A 20,709-nucleotide genomic window follows, 5' to 3' on the forward strand; every position below is an offset into this window, starting at 1 on the left:
ATAAATAGTAAAATAATTATCTAAGGAGAATAATGCCAAATAGTGAAAAAGAAAAAATCCTCTTAACACAAGAAACTTATGATAAATATAAAGCTGAATACGATAATTTAATTTTAGTTCAAAGACCTGCTGTTCAAGCTGAATTAAAAGAAGCTAGAGCACAAGGTGATCTTTCTGAAAATGCTGAATACGATGCGGCAAGAGATAAACAAGCACAAATAGAAGGTAGAATTTTAGAATTAGAAGAAATTTTAGAAAAAGCTGAAGTATATGATAAATCTCAAAAACAAACTTATACAGGTATCGGTTCTAAAGTAACATACTTAGATATTCAAAAAAATCAAACTTATACAGTTACTATTATGGGTAGTCACGATACTAATCCATTTGAAAATAAAATTTCAAACATGTCACCTTTAGCTTTAGCAATAGCTGAAGCATCTATAGGTGAAATAGTTGAAGTTGAAGTTCCACAAAAATATTCGATAAAAGTATTAAAAGTTGAATAAATGAGGTTTTAATACCTTATTTTTTTAAACATTATTTAAGGAATAAATTTTATGCTTATTGGAATAAGTGGAATGATAGGTGCTGGTAAAAGTACTCTTACAAATAAATTAGCTAATTATTATAAAAATTCTGCAATGTTAAGTGAATTTGAAAATGATGATGAAATTTTTAATACTTTTTTACAGTGATTATATGAAAAAAAACCTAATTTAGCTTTAAGTTTTCAAACTTATGTAGTCGAAAATCACACAAGCAAATTGGATGAAATAATTAATTTAAATCAAGAAAATAATAATTATTTATTTTTGGATAGATTTTCGATAGAACATTATATTTTTGCCTACATAAATTTAAAAAATTTACCTAAACAATATTGAAATGGTTATCAACAACTTTTTAATATTTTAATAACAAAAAAAGAATTACCAAATTTAATAATTTATTTGGATATGAATTTTGATACTTTTAAAAAACGTTTATTTGCTAGAGGTAGAAAAGTCGAAATAGATAATTGAGAATCAAATGAAAAATATTTTAAAACTTTATATCAAACTTATAAACCCATGTTTATTGAATTAGCACAAAAATACAATTTGAATTATTTTATTATTGAAACTGATAATTTAAATGAAAATGAAGTATTTGAAAAAGCAAAAAAAATAATAGAAAATAAAGGATTAAATAATGATAATAGCAATTAGTGGAATGATTGCCGCCGGCAAAAGTACATTAAGTCAAAAATTACATCAAATTTATTCTAATTCATTATTAATGGAAGAATTTGATAATAATGATTTAGTTTTTAATACCTTTTTAAAATGACTTTATGAAAATAAAAAAAATATAAACATAGCTTTTCAAACTTACATTTTAGAAAATTTACAAAATAAAATACAAAAAATAGCAAACGATTATAAAAGAAATAAAAATAATTTCTTATTTTTAGATAGATTTAATTTAGAACATTATATTTTTGCTGTTGCCACTCTTAGCTATAAAAACAAACGTTATTTAGAAGCTTTTGACAAAATGTTTCACGAAATTATCAATTTAAATCATAATCCTGATTTGGCCATTTTTTTAGATATATCTTTTGAAACTTTTTTGGAAAGATTAAAAAATAGAGATAGAAAAAGTGAAGTAAATAATTTAAATTCTAATATAGAATATTTTAAATTATTACATGAAATTTATAAAGATTTATTCATTTCATTAGTAACAAAATATAAAATTCCTTACGTAATAATACAAGCAGATAATAAAAATAGTGAAACTATTTTAGCTGAAGTAATCAAAAATTTGGAATCAAAAATAAATAACTTATAGTTTTAAACATTTTAATTTTAAAATTAACATATAATTATTAGGTAAAATATATATACTATATATTTAAATTCCTAAAATAGAAGAATGAAAGGACAATATGAGTCAAAAAGACTACAATTCAAGTAAATATTTGAATAGAGTACATGCTTGATGAAGAGCAGCTAACTATTTATCTGTTGGACAAATGTACTTAAGAAATAATCCTCTTTTACAAAAACCACTTGTAGATGAAGATATTAAAATTTATCCTATAGGACACTGAGGAACTATCCCAGGACAAAATTTAATTTATGCACATTTAAATCGTGTTATTAATAAATATGATCTTAATATGTTTTATATCGAAGGCCCTGGACATGGCGGTCAAGTAATGATTTCTAATTCATATCTTGATGGTTCATATACTGAATTATTCCCTGAAATAACTCAAGATATTCAAGGTATGACTAAAATGTTTAAACGTTTTTCATTCCCTGGAGGTACTGCTTCACATGCTGCGCCTGAAACTCCTGGTTCTATTCATGAGGGTGGCGAATTAGGATATTCAATATCACATGCAGTAGGAGCAATATTAGATAATCCTGAAGTAATTGCTGCAACTGTTATAGGTGATGGTGAAGCTGAAACAGGACCATTAATGGCCGGATTTTATTCATCTTCATTTATAAATCCTGTAAATGATGGTGCAGTTTTACCTATTTTGCATATTAATGGTGGAAAAATTTCTAATCCAACAATTCTAGCGCGTAAAACTGATAAAGAAATAAAACAATTATTAGCCGGATTCGGTTGAGAAGCTATTTTTGTTGAAGCTGATGTTTTTGATCAAGTTGGTATTCATAAATTAATGGCCAAGGCATTCGATAAAGCCATAGAAAAAATTAAAAAAATACAAGAAAAAGCACGTAAATTTTCTGCTGATATAGCAACCAGACCTGTTTGACCTGCTTTAGTTGTTAGAACTCCAAAAGGTTGAACTTGTCCACATGCTATTGATGGTAATGTCTATGAAGGAAGTTTTAGATCTCATCAAGTTCCATTAGCCGTTTCATCAGAAAACGCAGCTAAAAAAGCCCAATTAGTAAAATGATTAGAATCATACAAACCAAATGAATTATTTAATAAAGATGGTTCATTCAAAAAAGAATTTGCTTCATTGGCTCCTAAAGGCGACAAAAGAATGGCTATGAATCCTATTACCAATGGTGGAATTAATCCAAAAGTATTAAAATTACCAAAATGAGAAGATATAGCATTAAATTTCGAAAAACCTGGAGAAATTAAATCACAAGATATGGCTGTAGCAGGTACATGATTTGCAGAAGTAATAAAATTAAATCCTACTAACTTTAGAATTTTTGGACCAGATGAAACTAAGTCAAATAGAATGTTTGATGTTTTAAAAACAACTAATAGACAATGATTAGAAAGAATTGATACACAATTAGATGAAGCGATAGCTCCAGCTGGTAGAGTAATTGATTCACAATTGTCAGAACATCAAGCTGAAGGATTTTTAGAAGGATATGTTTTAACTGGACGTCATGGAATGTTTGCTTCTTATGAATCATTTTTAAGAGTAGTTGATTCAATGTTAACTCAACATATGAAATGAGTAGCAAAAGCTAAAAAAGTTGAATGAAGAAATGATTATCCTTCACTTAATGTTATAGCTACTTCAACAGCATTTCAACAAGATCATAATGGATATACTCATCAAGATCCAGGTATTTTAGGACATTTAGCAGATAAAAAACCTGAATTAATACGTGAATATCTTCCTGCTGATTCTAACTCATTATTAGCTGTTTTAGACAAATCATTTAAAGAAAGAGATGTCATTAACTTAATTGTTGCCTCTAAACAACCAAGAGAACAATGATTCTCAGCAAGAGAAGCACAAATTTTAATTAATAACGGATTAAAAGTAGTTCCTTGAGCTTCAACTTGTACTTTAGAAGAAAAGCCGGATTTAGTTATTGCTGCTGCAGGTACTGAACCTACATTAGAATCATTAGCTGCTATTTCATATTTAAATCATAAATTCCCTACTTTAAAAATAAGATTTGTAAATGTTGTTGATTTATTAAGACTTCGTACTAAAAATATTGATCCAAGAGGATTGACTGATTATGAATTTGATGCGATATTTACTAAAGATAAACCAGTGGTTTTTGCTTTCCACGGTTATGAAGGTTTAATAAGAGATATTTTCTTCAACAGAAATAACCATAATTTACATGTACATGGATATAGAGAAAATGGTGATATAACAACCTCATTTGACATTCGTTTAATGAGCGAAATGGACAGATTCCATATCGCTCAAACTGCTGCAATTGCTGTTTATGGTAAAGAAGAAGCTAAAAAATTCGTTGATGAAATGGAAAATAAAGTTTCTGAACACAATATCTTTATTAAAGAATATGGTATTGATATGCCTGAAGTAAGACAATGAAAATGAGAAGGTCTTAAGAAATAAAATAAATAAAAACTGCTTAAATTAATAAGCAGTTTTTATTTATTTTTATTATCTAAATTAGTTTTTAGAATATTTAAAAAAGCTTCTTGAGGAACTTCCACACTTCCTAGCATTTTCATTCTTTTTTTACCTTCTTTTTGTTTTTTTAATAATTTTTGTCTTCTTGTTACATCCCCTCCATAAAGCTTAGCTGTAACATCTTTTCTATAAGCTTTAATAGTTTCTCTTGCTATTACTTTATTACCTATAACAGCTTGAACAGGGACTTCAAAATTTTGCCTTGGAATTTCTTGTTTTAATCTTTCGCACAAATCTCTTGCTCTTGGATAGGCAAAATCTTTTTGGGCAACGATTGAAAAAGCATCAATTTTATCACCGTTTAATAAAATATCTACTTTTACTAAATCACTTTCACGATAACCTATAAGTTCATATTCAAAAGATGCATATCCTTTAGATAAACTTTTTAATCTATCAAAAAAATCTAAAACTATTTCTGATAATGGCATTTCGTAAATTAATTTTGATCTATTATCATCAATATAAACTAAATCTTTATAAATTCCTCTTTTGCCTTGGCATAATTCCATAATGTTGCCTATATATGAAGAAGGTAATATAATGGTCGCTAATATATATGGCTCTTCTATTTTTTTTATAAAAGTTCTATCAGGCAATAAAGAAGGATTAGAAATATATTCAATTTCTCCGTTAGTTTTATAAATTTTATATTCTACTGAAGGTGAAGTTGCTATTATTCCAATATGATATTCACGATTCAATCTTTCTTGTAAAATTTCCATATGCAACATTCCCAAAAATCCTACTCTAAAACCAAATCCTAATGCTTTTGAGGTTTCTTGTTCTCAAGTTATAGAGCTATCACTTAATGAAATTTTTTCCAGACTTTCTTTAAGTTCCATATAATCTCTTGTATCAACAGGATAAAATCCTGTAAAAACAACAGGTTGTTTCTTTTTATATCCTGGTAATGCTTCCTTTGCAGGATTATCAACACTAGTAATAGTATCTCCTACATTAACTTCTCTTGCATCTCTTATAGTAGCAGCTACTCAACCCACTTCTCCAGCTTCAAGAAACATTTTTTTAGTTTCTTTAGGATTTCTAACCCCTAATTCTGCAACATGATATTCTTTTTGGATTGACATAAATTTAAATTTTTGCCCTACGTTTAATTTCCCCTCAAAAATTCTTATTAACATGATAACGCCACGATATTCATCAAAATAAGAATCAAAAATTAATGCTCTTAGAGGTTTATTATCATCAGCATTTTTGGGTTCTGGAATAAATTTTTCAATTGCTTCTAAGATTTTTTCACAATTTAATCCTGTTTTAGCTGAAATAGCTACTGCATTTTCACATGATAAACCAATAGTTTCTTCAATTTCTTTTTTTGTTTTTTCTATATCTGCTGAAGGTAAATCAATTTTATTAATTATAGGTATTATTTGCAAATTATTTTCTAATGCTAAATAAACATTTGCCAAAGTTTGTGCTTCAATACCTTGAGTAGCATCAACTAATAATAAAGCGCCTTCTGATGCAGCTAATGATCTAGAAACTTCATAAGTAAAATCAACATGACCAGGAGTATCAATCAAATGAAAAATATAATCTTTATATTTAATTTGAACGGCATTTAATTTAATTGTTATGCCTCTTTCTCTTTCTAAATCCATTTGATCTAAAAATTGATCATCCATGTCATGTTTACTTACTGTATTTGTTAATTCTAATATTCTATCTGCTAAAGTACTCTTGCCATGATCTATATGAGCGATAATTGAAAAATTTCTTATTTTATTTTTTTGCATATTTGCCTTTTAAATTATATAAATAGTTATTTATAATATATATAATATATTATAAAGTCAATTATTACAAATAAGGTCAAAATGAAAACAAAAATTACAATTGGATATACAAATAAAAGTTATAAAAAAGATGATTATTTTTTGCAAATTAAAAAGCGAAACAAATTTAACCATAAGATAGATTATAAAATTTTAAAAATATTTACTTTTGTCCCTAAATTACTTAAAAATACTTATTTTAAAAGTAAATGAGAATTTATTGAAACCGAAAAAATAACTATTAGTAAAGAAAATTTAACATTAATAGCTCAAAATATGTTAATACTTCATAATTCTAATTTAGTATTTCCAAAAACAAATCATTTTAAAAGAATAAATTGATATTGAAAACAATTAAAAAGAAAAAATATTAACTTAGAAGTTATTGATAAATATAAATATTTAATAGAAAAGATATTAAAACAACAAAATAATAACTGACCATTGCATAATGATTTATGAACAAATAATTTATTAAAAAAAGATCATAAAATTTATTTTATTGATTGAGAATATGCTTCAATGGGTGATTTTCACTTTGAATTAGCATACTTTATTACATTATCTAATTTAAACTATGAAGAAGAAGAGTATTTTTTAAAAAAATATAAAAATTTTGATCAAACTAAATTAATTGAAAATAAAATTTTAGTTAATTATTTAGTAATATTATGATTATATTCACAAAAAAAATTACATTTTTCTCATAAACCTTTTGAAGATAAAATTTATCAATTATTAGAAGAATTAAAAATAAAAAACCAATAAATTAATTTATTGGTTTTTTATGTATTTACTTAGTTGTTGGTTCAAATTCAATTTTGATGAAATTAGTTGCTGTTTCTTGAGAATATTTTTCCATTTTTCATAAAATAGAATTTTTATTTTCTTGTACTTCTTGTTCTGTGATTTTTTTTGCATATTCACCAATAACATCAGCTATTGCATCACCTTCATAAACTAATTGTACATTTTCTAATTGTTTATCTTTGTTTATCATTTCGTATTGATCGCCACCTACTGCTAGATAATCATTTGTTATTAAATAGTATTTTTGATCATCTACGATATCTTTGTTGTTAATCTTTAATGTTCCTTCTTTTATAGCATATGTATACTTTTTATTATTTTCTGTTGCAGATGCTTCAAAACTAACATTGTGTGATCATTGTCCATAACCACCGCTTTTAATTTTATTTACTGAATGAGCAAAAACTTGTTTTAAAATAGTTCCTGAAATTTCCAGTCCTACTAATCTATTTCCAAAAGGTGATATACCTACAATATCCCCTCTTTTTACTTCACCTGTGGCTAAATCAGTTCTTAATCCACCACCATTTATAAGTCCGATTGTATTATCTAAAGTAGCTTCTGCTTTGCCACTTTGATTTTTAACGCCGCCTTCAACGATGAATTTTCATACGTTAGCATCAGCAGCAAATGTTCCTAAATTAGATTGTTTAACTCTTCCTGTGGCGTAATTTGAATTACCTACTTTAATTCTAGTTGCATGAATAAAATTAACTGAATTATTGAAAACTATTACATTATTAACTTTATTATATTCTTGTTCTAATTTTGAAATTAATTCTTCATATTTTGCGCTTCTAGTTCCAGTTCTAGCAACTTGAATTTGATTAATATCTCTTAAATTAGATCTTAATGATTCAATTACACCAGTTTCGCTGTTTATTCTAATTGTTATATCTCCTAAATATTTAGTATAAGCTTCAGTTTGTGTTAATCAAGTTTGACTATTTTCTACTTTTTGAGCTTCATATTTAGTATGACTGTGACCATCTAAAATTAAATCTAAATCTTTTGCATTTTGTGCTAAATAAATAGATTCTCAATTTCTTTCATTTCTACCTACTCCTAAATGTGTAAGAGCAATAACAAAATTAACTTTTTCTTCATCTTTTAATTTTTGAGAAATTTTATTAAACGATTCAGTTGGATCATTAAAAGTTACATCAACAGAATTTTTTGGATTAGAAGTATAAGCAGTATCAGGTGTTGTAATACCTACTATTGCTACTTTATAATTATTTATGTTTTTTATAATATAAGGTTTAAATACTAGATCTCCGGCTTTATGTTGAATTCCATTATGTGTTCCATCATTTTTTCAAGTAATATTAGCAGATAAAAATGGAGTATTTTTTTCTGTGGACATTTTATTTAATTCTAATAAAGTATTTAATCCATAGTCAAATTCATGATTACCAACTGCAATTGAATCATATTTTAATTCAGTAGCTAATTGAGTAATTGTTTTACCTTTATCAGAATCGCTCAATGGTAATCCTTGTATTAAATCCCCAGCTGATAAAAGTAAATCTCTTGGTAAGCCTTCCATGTATTGAGCTAAACCTTCAAGACCTGAATAATTGTTAAATCTACCATCATCAAATAAAATTCTTCCATGTTCATCATTTGTATGATAAATTTTAATTGTTTTAATTATGCTTGATTCTTCTACTTCTTTTAATTTATTAAATAATTCATTGTATTGTGCTTTTAAATTAGCAAATTCAGTTCTAGTTGCACTTAATCAATTTTTAAATTCTTCTTCAGCTGCAGTTTTAGCTTGTTTTTGAGCTTCAGTTGAATTTTTCATTTTTTCAATTTCTGCTTTTTTAGTTGTATATTCTTTTGCCTTAGTTTCTAAAGCGCTATTATATTTATTTTCAAAATCATCAAAAAGTGATTGTTGTTTTTTAATTTCTTCTTGTGAAAATTGTTTTTTTGGCAAAATATTCTCATCATCTTTTGTTGTTTTTGAAGTATCATTACATGCTATTGCAAAAGCTAAAGGCGATAATAAAACTCCAGCACTTATAACAGTTGAAAATAATTTTTTAATTTTTAATTTCATAATTCCTCGTTTTAATATTTTTTTAATTAAATATATTTAATTTTATAAAAATATTTATTTATCAATTCATAAATGAAATTTAAAAATAAGAAAATATGAAAAAAAATAAAAAATTGCATATTTTATCATATGCAATTTTAAAATTAGATTTGACTAATTAATTCATCAATTTTATTTTCAAATTCATTAATAATTTCTTCATGTGATAAAGTATTTCTAGGCGCAACTTTAGTTCCATCAATTAATAAACTTTTAATTTCTCTTACACCTAAAAAATTAAATATTCCTTCTAAATTACTTATATGATTTGCAAAAGGATATCAACCTAATGGGGCTCCTTGAGATGCAACAATAATAACTTTTAAATTATTTAATAATCCTATCGCATCACCTTTTTTAGAATATTTATAAGAAAAAGTTTTATTTGCCACTGCAATAACATCAATAAAATTTTTTACTAAAATTGAGTAACTAAAATTAATCATAGGAGTATTGATTACTAATAAATCTACAGATTTTAATAAATCAATGTAATAATCTGAATTTACATTTTCTCAAAAATTAGCAAAATTATTTGTACTAATAATAGTTTTAGCTAATTCTGTATTATTTAAATCGATTGTTTGCACTTCTGCTTCAGGATTATTTTTTTTGATTTTTTCAATTAATTTTAAATTGGTTTTTCATGAAATAGAATCAGATATAATTGATCCATTTATAGTTAATATTTTTTTAATTTTACTTTCCATAAGTAATTTTCCTTTCAATTTAAGAAATCTAATATTTTTATTATACATTGAAGAAAATAATTTATTATTAAACTATTATAAATAAATTATTTTATGAGGACCAAATGACAGAAAAAGAAAAATTAACAATAATGAGTATAGTTTTTATGTCAATTTTTATTTTAAGTTTGTTAATTATATATATAGTAATTAAATTCAAAAAAAATAAAAAGAATACAAAAGGCTTAATTTTTGAAAAACATATCAAAGAAAAAATTAAACAATTTGCTAAAAATAATAATTTAATATTGTATTCAAATGTTTTTATTAATCAAAATAATAAAATGAATTGTGAATTAGATGCTTTAATGATAACTGAAAAAATAGTTTTTATTTTTGAAACTAAATATTATGAAGGAAAAATAACAGGAGAAGCTAACAATAAAACAATAAATCTTCTAAAGAATAATAAAACAAAAGTTTTAAAAAATCCTATATATCAAAATTTTATACATATTAAACAATTTTATAATGCTTTAGGATTTAAAATTCCTGTCTTATCTATTGTAGTTTTTCCTGATAATAATTTAGTGGAAATTAATAATTTACCTAATTGAACTGTTATTGCTAACGACAGTAATTTAATATTGATTTTAGAAGATATTATTAATTCAATAAATCAAAGAGAAAATATAGATCCTAAACAAATAGAAAAACTTCAGAATTTTTTTAAATAATGTTATTAATAATAAAATAGGTATTATTAAATACCTATTTTTCATTAATTATTTCAATCGCAGGAAGAACTTCTCCTTTTAATAATTCTAAAGTAGCACCGCCACCTGTGGAAACATGACTAAATAAATGTTCTTTATTTTGTTTTTCAACAAATGCAGCGCTATCTCCACCGCCTATAACACTATAAGCATTTTTTAAATTCGCTATGCCATTCATCAATCCAATAGTTCCATTTTGAAAATTATTAAATTCAATTACTCCTGCAGGACCATTTCAAACAATTGTTTTTGCTTTTTTCATTGCTGATTGAAATTTTTTCACAGTTTTTGGTCCAATATCCAAGGACATTTTTCCATCAGGAATATTAACTTCACAGATAGTTGGTTTTTCATCGCTAAAGTTATCAACAACAGCATAATCTATAGGTAAAAATACTTTATCTTCACCATGTTTAGCTAAAAAATCTTTTGCAAATTCTAAATGATCGGCATCATATAATGATGTTCCTATAGTTCTACCTTTTGCAACTTCAAAAGTATAAGCCATTCCTCCAACAATGAATAAACGATCTACTTTGTCAATTAAAGAATTTAAAACTGGGATTTTATCAGAAATTTTGCTCCCCCCCACAATGGCCATATATGGTTTTTCAGGATCATTAGTTAATTTGCTTAAAGCTTTTAATTCGTTTTCAACTAAATAACCAATAGCTGTTTCTTTAGAAAATTTTGCAATTCCATAATTTGAAGCATGTTTTCTATGTGCCGTTCCAAAAGCATCGTTTACAAAACAATCCCCTAAATTAGCTCAATATTTAGCTAATTCTTCGTTGTTTTTACTTTCTGATTTATCATTTAAATCTTCATAACGAGTATTTTGCACTAAAAGAATTTCACCATTTTTTAATTCATTAATAGCTTTTTCTAAATTTGCACCTTTAGTTTCTTCAACAAAAACTACTTTTTTCTTTAATAATCTTGCTAATTCAATAGCTACTGGAAATAAAGATTTAGCTTTTAAATCGTTATCACTTTTAATTCTACCTAAATGAGAAAGTAAAATTAATTTAGCATCTTCAGATAATATTTTTTTAATTGAAGGTAATGAAGAAACAATTCGCTTATTTGACATTATAATTCCATTATTAATTGGAACATTTAAATCTACTCTCATTATGACTTTTTTACCGCTTAAAGTTAAGTCATTAATTGTTTTTTTCATAAAAATACTCCTTAAATTTAAAGTTATAATTTATATTATAAAGTTTTATATTTATTGTTAAAAAAATTAGAAGAATTAATTTTAATTGTTTAATTTATAAGTTATTAAATCAAAAAAACTTTGTGGATCTAAACTAGCATTGCCAATTAGAAAACCTTCGATATATTCTGCATTAGCCAATTTAACAATAGAAATTTTATTGACACTGCCACCATATAAAACTTTGCTTTGATTTTTTGATCATTTTTTTATAAATTTACATACATCATTAGCTACTTGCGCATCAGCTGCTATATTTCCAATTGCTCAAATAGGTTCATAAGAAATTATTATTTGACTTTTATCCAAATCTTTTATAGTTTCTTCTAATTGTTTTATTATTATTTCTTTAGTTATACCTTTTTGATATTCTATACTATTTTCTCCAACACAAATAATTGGCGTTATGTTATTTTCTAAAGCCAATTTAGCTTTTAAATATATGTCATAATTATTTTCAAAATTAAATCTTCTTCTTTCTGAATGGCCCAAAATTACATACTTAACATTTAATTTATTTAAAATTTCTGCACTTATTTCACCAGTAAAAGGTCCTTTTTTATAAAGTGATAAATTTTGTGCACCAATTTTCCAATATTTATTTTGTTTCTCATAAAGAATTCCTAAACCAATGTATGAAGGAGCAATTATAATTTCATAAGTTTTAAAAATATTTTCATAAGATTTTTTGTAAGAATTAGCTTCAATTAAATTATTAAACTCTTTAATAAATTTTTTAGTTTCTAAATAGTCTAAATTATTTTTTCAATTAGCCAACATTAGCATTTTTTTCATTATTTAATCCTCTAAAAGATTTAAAAAATCAGTTTCATTTATAGTTTTAATATTCAGTTTTTGAGCTTTAATTAATTTTGAACCAGCATTATCTCCCACAAGTAAATAATCTGTTTTATTACTTATATTAGATAATACTTTTCCTCCATTTTTTTCTATTAAATTTTGATAATAATCTCTAGAATTAGTTAATTTTCCAGTTACTACAAAAGTTAAATTATTTAATTTTGTATTTTGTAAATTAACATCATTTTTTTTCACAAATATTAACTGTTTATCTAATTGTTTTAATAATTCAATATTGTCAGTATCGTTTAAATATTTTTTAACAGATAAAATAATTTTAGGACCAATATTAAAAGAATTATTAATTTTTTGTAAATTTTTATCATCAATTAATTCACTAAAATTTTTATAATAGTGCGCAAAAATTTGAGATGCTCTTTGTCCTACATGTTTTATTCCTATAGCAAATAAAACTTTGGCAAATTCAGTATTTTTAATTTTTTCTATATTTTCAAGCAAATTGTTCACTTTTAATTCACCATATTTAGGTAGGGATGTTATTTTTTCTTTATGCTGTTCTAAATTAAAAATATCAATTATTGATTTTAAAATATTTGCCTTATATAAATCTTTAACAGTATTTTCTCCTAAACCAGTTATATTCATAGATTTTCTTGAAGCAAAATGAATTATTGAGTTAATGATTATATCTGGACATTTTTTATTAAGACAAAATTGATCAACATTATTTTCATATTCTATAAGTTTTTCATTACATGAAGGACAATAAATAATTTTTTTATAAGATGTTAAAGTATTTTTAACTGTTTGATTGGCAATAATTTTAGGAATTATTTCTCCTGCTTTGATAATTGCTACTTCATCGCCTATATCAATATTTAAAGTTTTTATAAAATTAAAATTATGTAATGTTGCATTTTGTACAATAGTTTGGTTAAGTTCAACAGGTTCTATAGAAGCAATATAAGTTATTTTTCCAGTTCTTCCAACAGTAGCTTTAATGCCTAAAATTTTACTTTTTGCCTGTTCAACTTCATATTTAAAAGCTATAGAATGTTTAGGAAATTTTGAAGTTTTGCCTAATTTTTCTCAAAATATTAAATTATTTAATTTAATAACTAATCCATCGGAATCATAAGGCAAATTATTTTTTACTAAAGAAAAATTATTAATTTCTTCTTCTAGATCTTCAATATCAACTATTTTAAAATAATCATTTATAGGAAGAGAGATATTTTTTATAAAATTAATTACTTCATGTTGTGTTTTTAAACCATATTTTTCTGGTTCTACTATTTCATACAAAAACAAACTTAATCCTCTTTCTTTAACTATAGTAGAATCCAATTGTCTTAAAGTACCTGAAGCAGCATTTCTAGGATTAGCAAATGTTTTTTCATTATTTAGTTGTGAAATTTCATTTAATTCTTTGAATTTTTCTTTTGAAAGAAAAATTTCTCCTCTTATTTCAATATAATCAAAAAACATTATTGATTTAAGTTTATTATCTATAGCCAAAACATTTTCAGTTACCTCTTCTCCTTCAACTCCATCGCCTCTAGTTACAGCTCTTATCAATTGTCCTTTATCATAATGTAATGAAATTGAAAGACCATCTATTTTAGGTTCAAGAAATAAAGTAACATCGTTTATTGGGACAATTTTTAAAATATTATCAAGAAATTTAGATATTTCTTCATAGTTATAAGCTTTATTTAAAGATAACATTGGTTTTTTATGTTTAAATTTTTTGAATTTATTATTTGTTTTTGAACCAATTTTTTTAGTTGGTGAATCATCTAAAATTAAATTTGGATAAAATTGTTCTAATTTTTCTAATTCTCTTAAAGCTAAATCATATTCTAAATCGCTCACTGTGGGATTGTCTAAATCATAATATTCATGATTTCAGCGATTGATATTATTAACCAATATTTTTATTTTTTCCTTTATATCTTTTTGCTCCATTTTTGCCTTTCTTTTAATTATTATGTTAAAAAAAGTTTCATTTCTAAGTAAAAAATATATTTTTTTACAAAAAAATATAAAAATAATAAAAATTATTAATTTCAGGTAGAATTAAAACATGAAAATAAAATTATTTGCAAAAATATTACCTAGTATTACAGTTATAGCAACATTACCACTTACAATCATTTCATGTGAAAATAAAGAATCAAAAAATACATTAAGTTTGCTAAATCAAAATTTGTTGAACTTAACAAATTCTTTAGAATATAAATTAATATATATAAAAAATAATCTTACTTTTAATTCTGGTAATATGAATCCTTTTAATTTATATGAATCTAAAGTATCAACAAATGAAAAACAATTATTAGAATTCATTATTAATGATTTTTTTAAAAATTTTATAACAACCGAAGAAATATATGGCAAAAACGTTTTTAATAGTAACAATTCAAATATTAATTTAAATAACCTTGTTAAATATATTCAAACATATAGTAAAAGTAGCGAATACTTAAAAAATACTTTCTTAGAAAATAATTCAACTTTATCAAAATTAATTGAAACAATTGATTTAATTGTTAAAGACTTAAGAACGCAATTAATTAATAATAGTAATAAGATAAGTTCTTTTTTAAATTCTTCTAATCTTAGTTATAGTTTAATACTAAAGAATAAAAATAAAATTTTAAATAATGATTTGCCTCTAATGCAAAATTGAATAATATTTTTAAATAATGATTTAAAATTTTTAAAAGAAACATTAATAAATGATAATATGTTAATATCAATTTCAGAAAATAATATAGAAGATTTTGATTATTCTAAAATTATCAATCACAACCATTCACACGCTAATGCTAACATGTTACAATTAACTATTGTGCTTGTCAAAATATTACAAAACTATTTAAATAATAGTGAAAATCAAAAAGAAATTATTATTAACAATATAAAACAAAATAAAATAGATAATGATAATGATTTTAATAATTTTCAAAATAATATTGAATTATTTTTTACCAAAATAGAAAATATTAAAGAACTAAAAATTTTAAATTTAAATAACTTACTAACTGCTTATTCACAAAACTATAATGAAATTTTAAACATTCTTGAAAATTTTATTAATATTTTGAATATTGATAAAAATAACATTGAAAAATAAAAAATAAGATAAAAAAATATCTTATTTTTTATTTATAAAATATTTAAATCCTTTAACGCTTTATAAGCGCCATCGTTTTCAACTAGATCAGCATGATAATCAGCAATAATCTTAATGTTTGGGTCATGATTTCCTAAACCAACACTAAAAGCAGCATTTTCTAACATTTCATAATCGTTTGTACTATCACCAAAAGCTATCATATTCTCACTAACACTTAAATTTAAATGATTAGCTAAAATTTCTAACGCATGATATTTAGTTACATTTTTTGGCGTAACAAAAATACCTTTATTTCATTTAGAAGTAACTTCTAATGATAAATTATTATCTTTTATTATTTTAGAAACATACAATTCTAAACGATCAGTTGCTTCTTGATTAAAAGAGGTTAATGTTATGATATGAATATGTTCTTTATCTATTTCCTCAAAATTAATTGGTTTTAATTTATTTTGATGAGGAGTCAAAAATCATGTATTTTTATTTATCTGAGGAGAATGATATATATATTTCATATCAGGAACAGTAAAACTTTCTAAATCCTTAAATTTTTTAACTTTCCCGTTTTCATCATATTGAATCTCTTTCCCAAACAATGATTCATAAAAAATTATCAAATCAGAAAGTTTTATAGAATTTTCATATAAATATTTTTTATTTTGATTATCAAAAATAAACATTCCATTAGCACCAATAAAATAATTGGCTTCTGGAATTTGTTCTAAAAAATTACCTATAGTAACAAAATCTCTTGCAGTTGATATTATTGAATATATATTATTTGATTTTAAATCTTTAAACATTCTTTTGATTCCCGGACTAAATTCAGGATTTCCAAACGGCATTATAGTGCCATCAACATCAAAAGCCGCCATTTTTATTCTATTTTTAAGATTATTTCTTAATTTGTTAGAATTCATTTTTCCTCTCTTTTAATTTTATATTTAATACTTTAACAATCTATTACCAAAAAGTTTTACAACTTTACATTCATTATTATTTATTTGTATAATTCCTAAAATTATTGTAGTATCTAATTTATCTCTTAATAAATATGAATTATTATTTACTCTTTTTATATGTATTGATTTACCTTTTTTTAATTCTTTTATTTCATTATTTGATAAATCTAAAAAATCTAAATTAAATTTAAGACTATCATTAATTTTAGCAAAAAGTTTGTTTTTTAGTAATGAAATATTAAGTTCAGAAATTTCGATTCTCTCTAATTCTAATAAATGTGAATATGTATTTAAATAAAGTCCTAAATCATTAGCTAAAGATCTTATATAGGTTCCGTTAGATACTTTTATTTTTATTGTTAAGGTTTGTTCAAAAATATTGAAATTAATTATTTCTATATCCTTAATTTCAATATTTTGATTTTTTAATGAAATTGTTTTGTTTTCTCTAGCATATTCATAAGCTTTTTTTCCATTAATTTTTTTAGCACTATAAATCGGAGGTTTTTGTATTTTTTGTTTTAAAAATCACTCTTTTATATTAAGCAAATCATTTTGATAAATTGTTTTATCAGAAGTATTTATTATTTTTCCTGTTAAATCATAAGTATCTGTTTGAGTCCCAAATTTTATTTTTGCTACATATATTTTTGTTTTTGATTTTAAATAATCTAATAATTTTGTATCTTCATCTGTAGCAACTAACAATAAACCTTTAGCAAATGGATCTAATGTGCCGCTATGTCCTATTTTTTTTATATTATTTTGTTTAGCAAATTCTTTTATCGCAGCAAAAGAAGTTATATTTTCTTTTTTGTATAATAAATAAAACATAAATAAAATAAGCCTTTAAGGCCTACTTAAAAATTCTTTCGTAAATTTCATCATATGTTTTAACAGGTATAAATTTAATTTTTTCAGCAACTTCTTTTGGAATATCAATAATATTCTTTTTATTACCGTAAGGTATAAACACTGTTTTTATTCCTTTAGTAAAAGCTGCAAATGATTTTTCTTTTAAACCACCTATTTCTAAAATTTTACCTCTTAAAGTAATTTCACCTGTCATGGCAATATTTTTAGAAACTTTTTTATTAGTTAACGCAGAAATTAAAGCTGTTGTAAAAGTAACTCCAGCACTTGGACCATCTTTTGGAACTGCACCTTCAGGAACATGAATGTGTATTTCATTTTTATCAAAATTAAAATTATTTATTCCAAATTTAGATGCATTAGATCTAACAAAAGTAAGTGCTATATTTGCAGATTCTTTCATAACATCTTTAAGTGATCCGGTAAGTCTAATACCTCCTTTGTCACTTTCAAAAGTAGTTACTTCTATTTGCAAAGTAGAACCGCCGTATGTGGTATATGCCAATCCATTAACAACCCCTATTTCAGATTCATTAGTTACATTTTGTTCAGTAAATTTAGGAACTCCTAAAAATTCTTCTATTTGTTTTTTATCCACAATAAAATCTTCAATATTTTCGCCTGATACTACTTTTGTTACTATTTTTCTAGCGATTTTATCTAATTGTCTTTTTAAACCTCTAACTCCAGCTTCCATAGTGTAATGTTTAATTATATACTCTATAGTTAAATCATCTATTTGAAATTGATTTGGCTTCAATCCTGCTTGTTTAATAACAATATCAATTAAATGTTCTCTAACTATTTTTATTTTTTCACTAATGGTATAACTACTCAACTCTATAATTTCTACTCTATCTAACAATGGAGCAGGAATATTTTCATAGTAATTTGCTGTAGCAATAAACATAACTTTAGATAAATCATATTCATGTTCAACATAATTATCTTGAAATTTAGTATTTTGTTCAGGATCTAAAACTTCTAACATAGCAGAAGTAGGATCGCCTTTATAATCAGATGACATTTTGTCAATTTCATCTAATAATATTAATGGATTAGAAACTCCAGCTTTTTGAATGGCTTTTATAATTTTGCCCGGCATAGCACCTACATATGTTCTTCTGTGACCTCTTATTTCGCTTTCATCTCTCACTCCACCTAAACTAATTTTTATATAGCTTTTATTTAGCGCCTCTGCTATAGCTCTTGCTAAAGAAGTTTTTCCAGTACCAGGAGGTCCTACTAATGTTAGAATAGGAACATTGTTAAAATCTTTTTGTATTTTATTATTTTGATTTTCTTTAAATAGATTTAAATCTATTTGAGTTTCTTGTTCTAAGTCAATTAATTTACTATTATTTTCCTGTAAATTATTATTTTTGTGATTAATTATTAAAGCCAAATATTCTATTATTCTTTGTTTAACTTCTTTTAAGCCATAATGATTTTTTTCTAGTATTTTTTTAACTTTATTTATATCTAAGGATTCTATTTCGACTTTTCTTCATGGCAAGGATTTTAATACAGAAATATATGATTGAATAATATTGGAATCAGGAGTACCTTGCATACTTTGTTTTAATTTTTCTGTTTCATATTCGATTAATTTTTTTACAGATTCTGGATATATGTATTTAGCTTTAGGATTATTTAAATTTTTATAATATTCATCATTGTTATCTAAAGAATTTGGATTGTTTTCATTTATCGTATCTTTTATAGCTTTTAATTTTTCTCTTAAAATAAAATCTTTCTGTTGTTTATCCAAATTATTTTTCATTTTTTCTGCTATTTCATATTCTACTTGCAAATCCAATAGTTGTTTTTCTTGTTCATCTATTTCTTTTGTTTCTTTATCACCTAATTTTTTCATAAATATCGCTCCTTTATTCAGTGAATAATAATTAACCATTTCTAAATATAATTTTTTTGCTTCTTGTTCATCTTTTAATTCTTTAACTTCTTCTTTTGTGTCATCGTGATTTAAAAGAATATCATAATAATTATCTGGAATTAAACTTTCATCTTTTTGTGCAAATTCTTTAAAATTTAGATAATCGTATGTATCATAAATTATAAAAATTTTTTTTAATTCTTTGCTATTTAAAATATTATCATTAACAGAAATCGACACTAAATCTCTTAAACGATATGTTAAGAATTCCAATTGATCAATAATAGGTCAATTAATCATTATTAATCTTTCATAATTAGATATGCAAGCAAATATAGCGTAGTAAGATATCATTTTATAAATAAACTTATCAATGTTTTCTCATGTGTTAATAATAAAATCTATAGTTTTTTCATTGTAATTAAGCATATCCTTAATTGATATAGATATATCATAATTTTTAAATGAATAAAATGAATAATATGTTCTTAAAATATTAATGTATTTTTTTGAAGATATACCATATTTATTTTTTTTAATAATATGATCAATTAATTTTAAATATAATTCAGTGCCAAATAGTACTGAAAAATAATCATAAAATTTTTTAAAACTATTTAAAAAAGCAATTAAAATTTCTTTTTTATTTTGCTCATTAATATCATTTTCAACTATTATTCTGTTATAATCTTCAATTTTATTAATTTTATTATCAGGATCATCACCATTTTCATCATAAATATCTTCTTCATTATAAGGATGAATGAAATCAATATATCCAATACATTTTAATGTGATATTAAAAGTGTTGTTTTTATTTTTTGTTATATCATCTAAATATAAATAAGATCCTCTACTAAAAAATTTTTTTAAAATAATAATTTTTCTTTTTCTATTTCTATTAACGACAAAATTAAAAAATTTATCATTTTTATCAGCTATAATCGGGCTAGCTACTAAATATTTTGAATAATCAATGTTTATTTTATCTATATCTGGGTTTTCTGATTTTTTATAATACACAGCTATAAATTTTAATTTTTTATCTTTATTATTTCTTCTAAAATTATTATATTCAGAAAAAATAAATTCTCACTCAGAAGATCATGGTACTTTTATTTTTCGATAATCATTATTTAAAAAAACTCATGAATTACTTCACTTAGATTCTAGATCAAAATAAAGAAAATTTTCGAAATCTACCATATCACTTT

The 20,709-nt window shown here is 23.7% G+C and carries 16 protein-coding genes; 7 read left to right on the forward strand and 9 right to left on the reverse strand.

Going from position 1 to position 20,709, the window contains the following annotated elements:
• The first annotated feature begins 32 nt into the window (after positions 1-32).
• From greA to NPA14_RS01700, 4 genes are all read left to right on the forward strand, one after another.
• The gene (greA, locus tag NPA14_RS01685; RefSeq protein WP_257075640.1) at positions 33-509 is read left to right on the forward strand and encodes a transcription elongation factor GreA; all 477 of its coding nucleotides are present in this window, start codon (positions 33-35) and stop codon (positions 507-509) included.
• 51 nt (positions 510-560) lie between these two features.
• A complete protein-coding gene (locus tag NPA14_RS01690; RefSeq protein ID WP_257075641.1) occupies positions 561-1,211 on the forward strand; it encodes a deoxynucleoside kinase in 651 nt (216 codons plus the stop codon).
• Positions 1,195-1,836, forward strand: coding sequence for a deoxynucleoside kinase (locus NPA14_RS01695; RefSeq protein WP_257075642.1), 642 nt, complete (start codon positions 1,195-1,197; stop codon positions 1,834-1,836). The genes NPA14_RS01690 and NPA14_RS01695 overlap by 17 nt, the downstream gene beginning before the upstream one ends.
• A 97-nt stretch (positions 1,837-1,933) precedes the next feature.
• Positions 1,934-4,318 (forward strand): phosphoketolase, encoded by a 2,385-nt coding sequence (locus tag NPA14_RS01700; protein ID WP_257075643.1) that lies wholly within the window; start codon positions 1,934-1,936, stop codon positions 4,316-4,318.
• Positions 4,319-4,353: 35 nt separating this feature from the next.
• Here NPA14_RS01700 and lepA read toward each other — a convergent pair whose 3' ends face one another.
• Complete coding sequence (gene lepA / locus NPA14_RS01705) at positions 4,354-6,156, reverse strand: translation elongation factor 4 (RefSeq protein WP_257075644.1); 1,803 nt, start codon at positions 6,154-6,156, stop codon at positions 4,354-4,356.
• A gap of 81 nt (positions 6,157-6,237) precedes the next feature.
• Between lepA and NPA14_RS01710 the strand changes: the two genes are divergently transcribed.
• Positions 6,238-6,963 carry a phosphotransferase gene (locus NPA14_RS01710; RefSeq protein ID WP_257075645.1) on the forward strand — a complete coding sequence of 242 codons (726 nt, stop codon included), beginning with the start codon at positions 6,238-6,240 and terminating at the stop codon, positions 6,961-6,963.
• A 25-nt stretch (positions 6,964-6,988) separates the two neighbouring features.
• On the opposite strand, the gene NPA14_RS01715 is transcribed toward NPA14_RS01710, so the two are convergent.
• Both NPA14_RS01715 and NPA14_RS01720 read right to left on the reverse strand, forming a co-directional pair.
• Complete coding sequence (locus NPA14_RS01715; RefSeq protein WP_257075646.1) at positions 6,989-9,073, reverse strand: bifunctional UDP-sugar hydrolase/5'-nucleotidase; 2,085 nt, start codon at positions 9,071-9,073, stop codon at positions 6,989-6,991.
• 143 nt (positions 9,074-9,216) lie between these two features.
• Positions 9,217-9,822, reverse strand: coding sequence for an FMN-dependent NADH-azoreductase (locus NPA14_RS01720; RefSeq protein ID WP_257075647.1), 606 nt, complete (start codon positions 9,820-9,822; stop codon positions 9,217-9,219).
• 104 nt (positions 9,823-9,926) lie between these two features.
• Here NPA14_RS01720 and NPA14_RS01725 point away from each other — a divergent pair, with 104 nt between their 5' ends.
• Positions 9,927-10,538 (forward strand): nuclease-related domain-containing protein, encoded by a 612-nt coding sequence (locus NPA14_RS01725; RefSeq protein ID WP_257075648.1) that lies wholly within the window; start codon positions 9,927-9,929, stop codon positions 10,536-10,538.
• A gap of 34 nt (positions 10,539-10,572) precedes the next feature.
• On the opposite strand, the gene NPA14_RS01730 is transcribed toward NPA14_RS01725, so the two are convergent.
• The 3 genes from NPA14_RS01730 to ligA all read right to left on the reverse strand — a co-directional run bounded on the left by NPA14_RS01730 (position 10,573) and on the right by ligA (position 14,589).
• Positions 10,573-11,760: a phosphoglycerate kinase gene (locus NPA14_RS01730; protein ID WP_257075650.1), complete on the reverse strand. Its 1,188-nt coding sequence runs from the start codon at positions 11,758-11,760 to the stop codon at positions 10,573-10,575.
• Between the two features lie 81 nt (positions 11,761-11,841).
• Positions 11,842-12,594 carry a triose-phosphate isomerase gene (locus NPA14_RS01735; protein ID WP_257075651.1) on the reverse strand — a complete coding sequence of 251 codons (753 nt, stop codon included), beginning with the start codon at positions 12,592-12,594 and terminating at the stop codon, positions 11,842-11,844.
• Positions 12,595-12,597: 3 nt separating this feature from the next.
• Positions 12,598-14,589: an NAD-dependent DNA ligase LigA gene (gene ligA, locus NPA14_RS01740; RefSeq protein ID WP_257075652.1), complete on the reverse strand. Its 1,992-nt coding sequence runs from the start codon at positions 14,587-14,589 to the stop codon at positions 12,598-12,600.
• Between the two features lie 118 nt (positions 14,590-14,707).
• Between ligA and NPA14_RS01745 the strand changes: the two genes are divergently transcribed.
• Complete coding sequence (locus NPA14_RS01745; protein ID WP_257075653.1) at positions 14,708-15,760, forward strand: MAG5150 family histidine triad lipoprotein; 1,053 nt, start codon at positions 14,708-14,710, stop codon at positions 15,758-15,760.
• 32 nt (positions 15,761-15,792) lie between these two features.
• On the opposite strand, the gene NPA14_RS01750 is transcribed toward NPA14_RS01745, so the two are convergent.
• The 3 genes from NPA14_RS01750 to lon are packed head-to-tail and all read right to left on the reverse strand — an operon-like array spanning position 15,793 to position 20,701.
• The gene (locus tag NPA14_RS01750; RefSeq protein WP_257075655.1) at positions 15,793-16,683 is read right to left on the reverse strand and encodes a YcsE-related riboflavin metabolism phosphatase; all 891 of its coding nucleotides are present in this window, start codon (positions 16,681-16,683) and stop codon (positions 15,793-15,795) included.
• 24 nt (positions 16,684-16,707) lie between these two features.
• Positions 16,708-17,559 carry a tRNA pseudouridine(55) synthase TruB gene (truB, locus tag NPA14_RS01755; protein ID WP_257075657.1) on the reverse strand — a complete coding sequence of 284 codons (852 nt, stop codon included), beginning with the start codon at positions 17,557-17,559 and terminating at the stop codon, positions 16,708-16,710.
• A 22-nt stretch (positions 17,560-17,581) separates the two neighbouring features.
• The gene (lon, locus tag NPA14_RS02935) at positions 17,582-20,701 is read right to left on the reverse strand and encodes an endopeptidase La (RefSeq protein WP_257075659.1); all 3,120 of its coding nucleotides are present in this window, start codon (positions 20,699-20,701) and stop codon (positions 17,582-17,584) included.
• Between the last annotated feature and the right edge of the window lie 8 nt (positions 20,702-20,709).

The organism is Mycoplasma sp. 1018B (assembly GCF_024582675.1).
Lineage (GTDB): Bacteria > Bacillota_I > Bacilli_A > Mycoplasmatales > Metamycoplasmataceae > Mycoplasmopsis.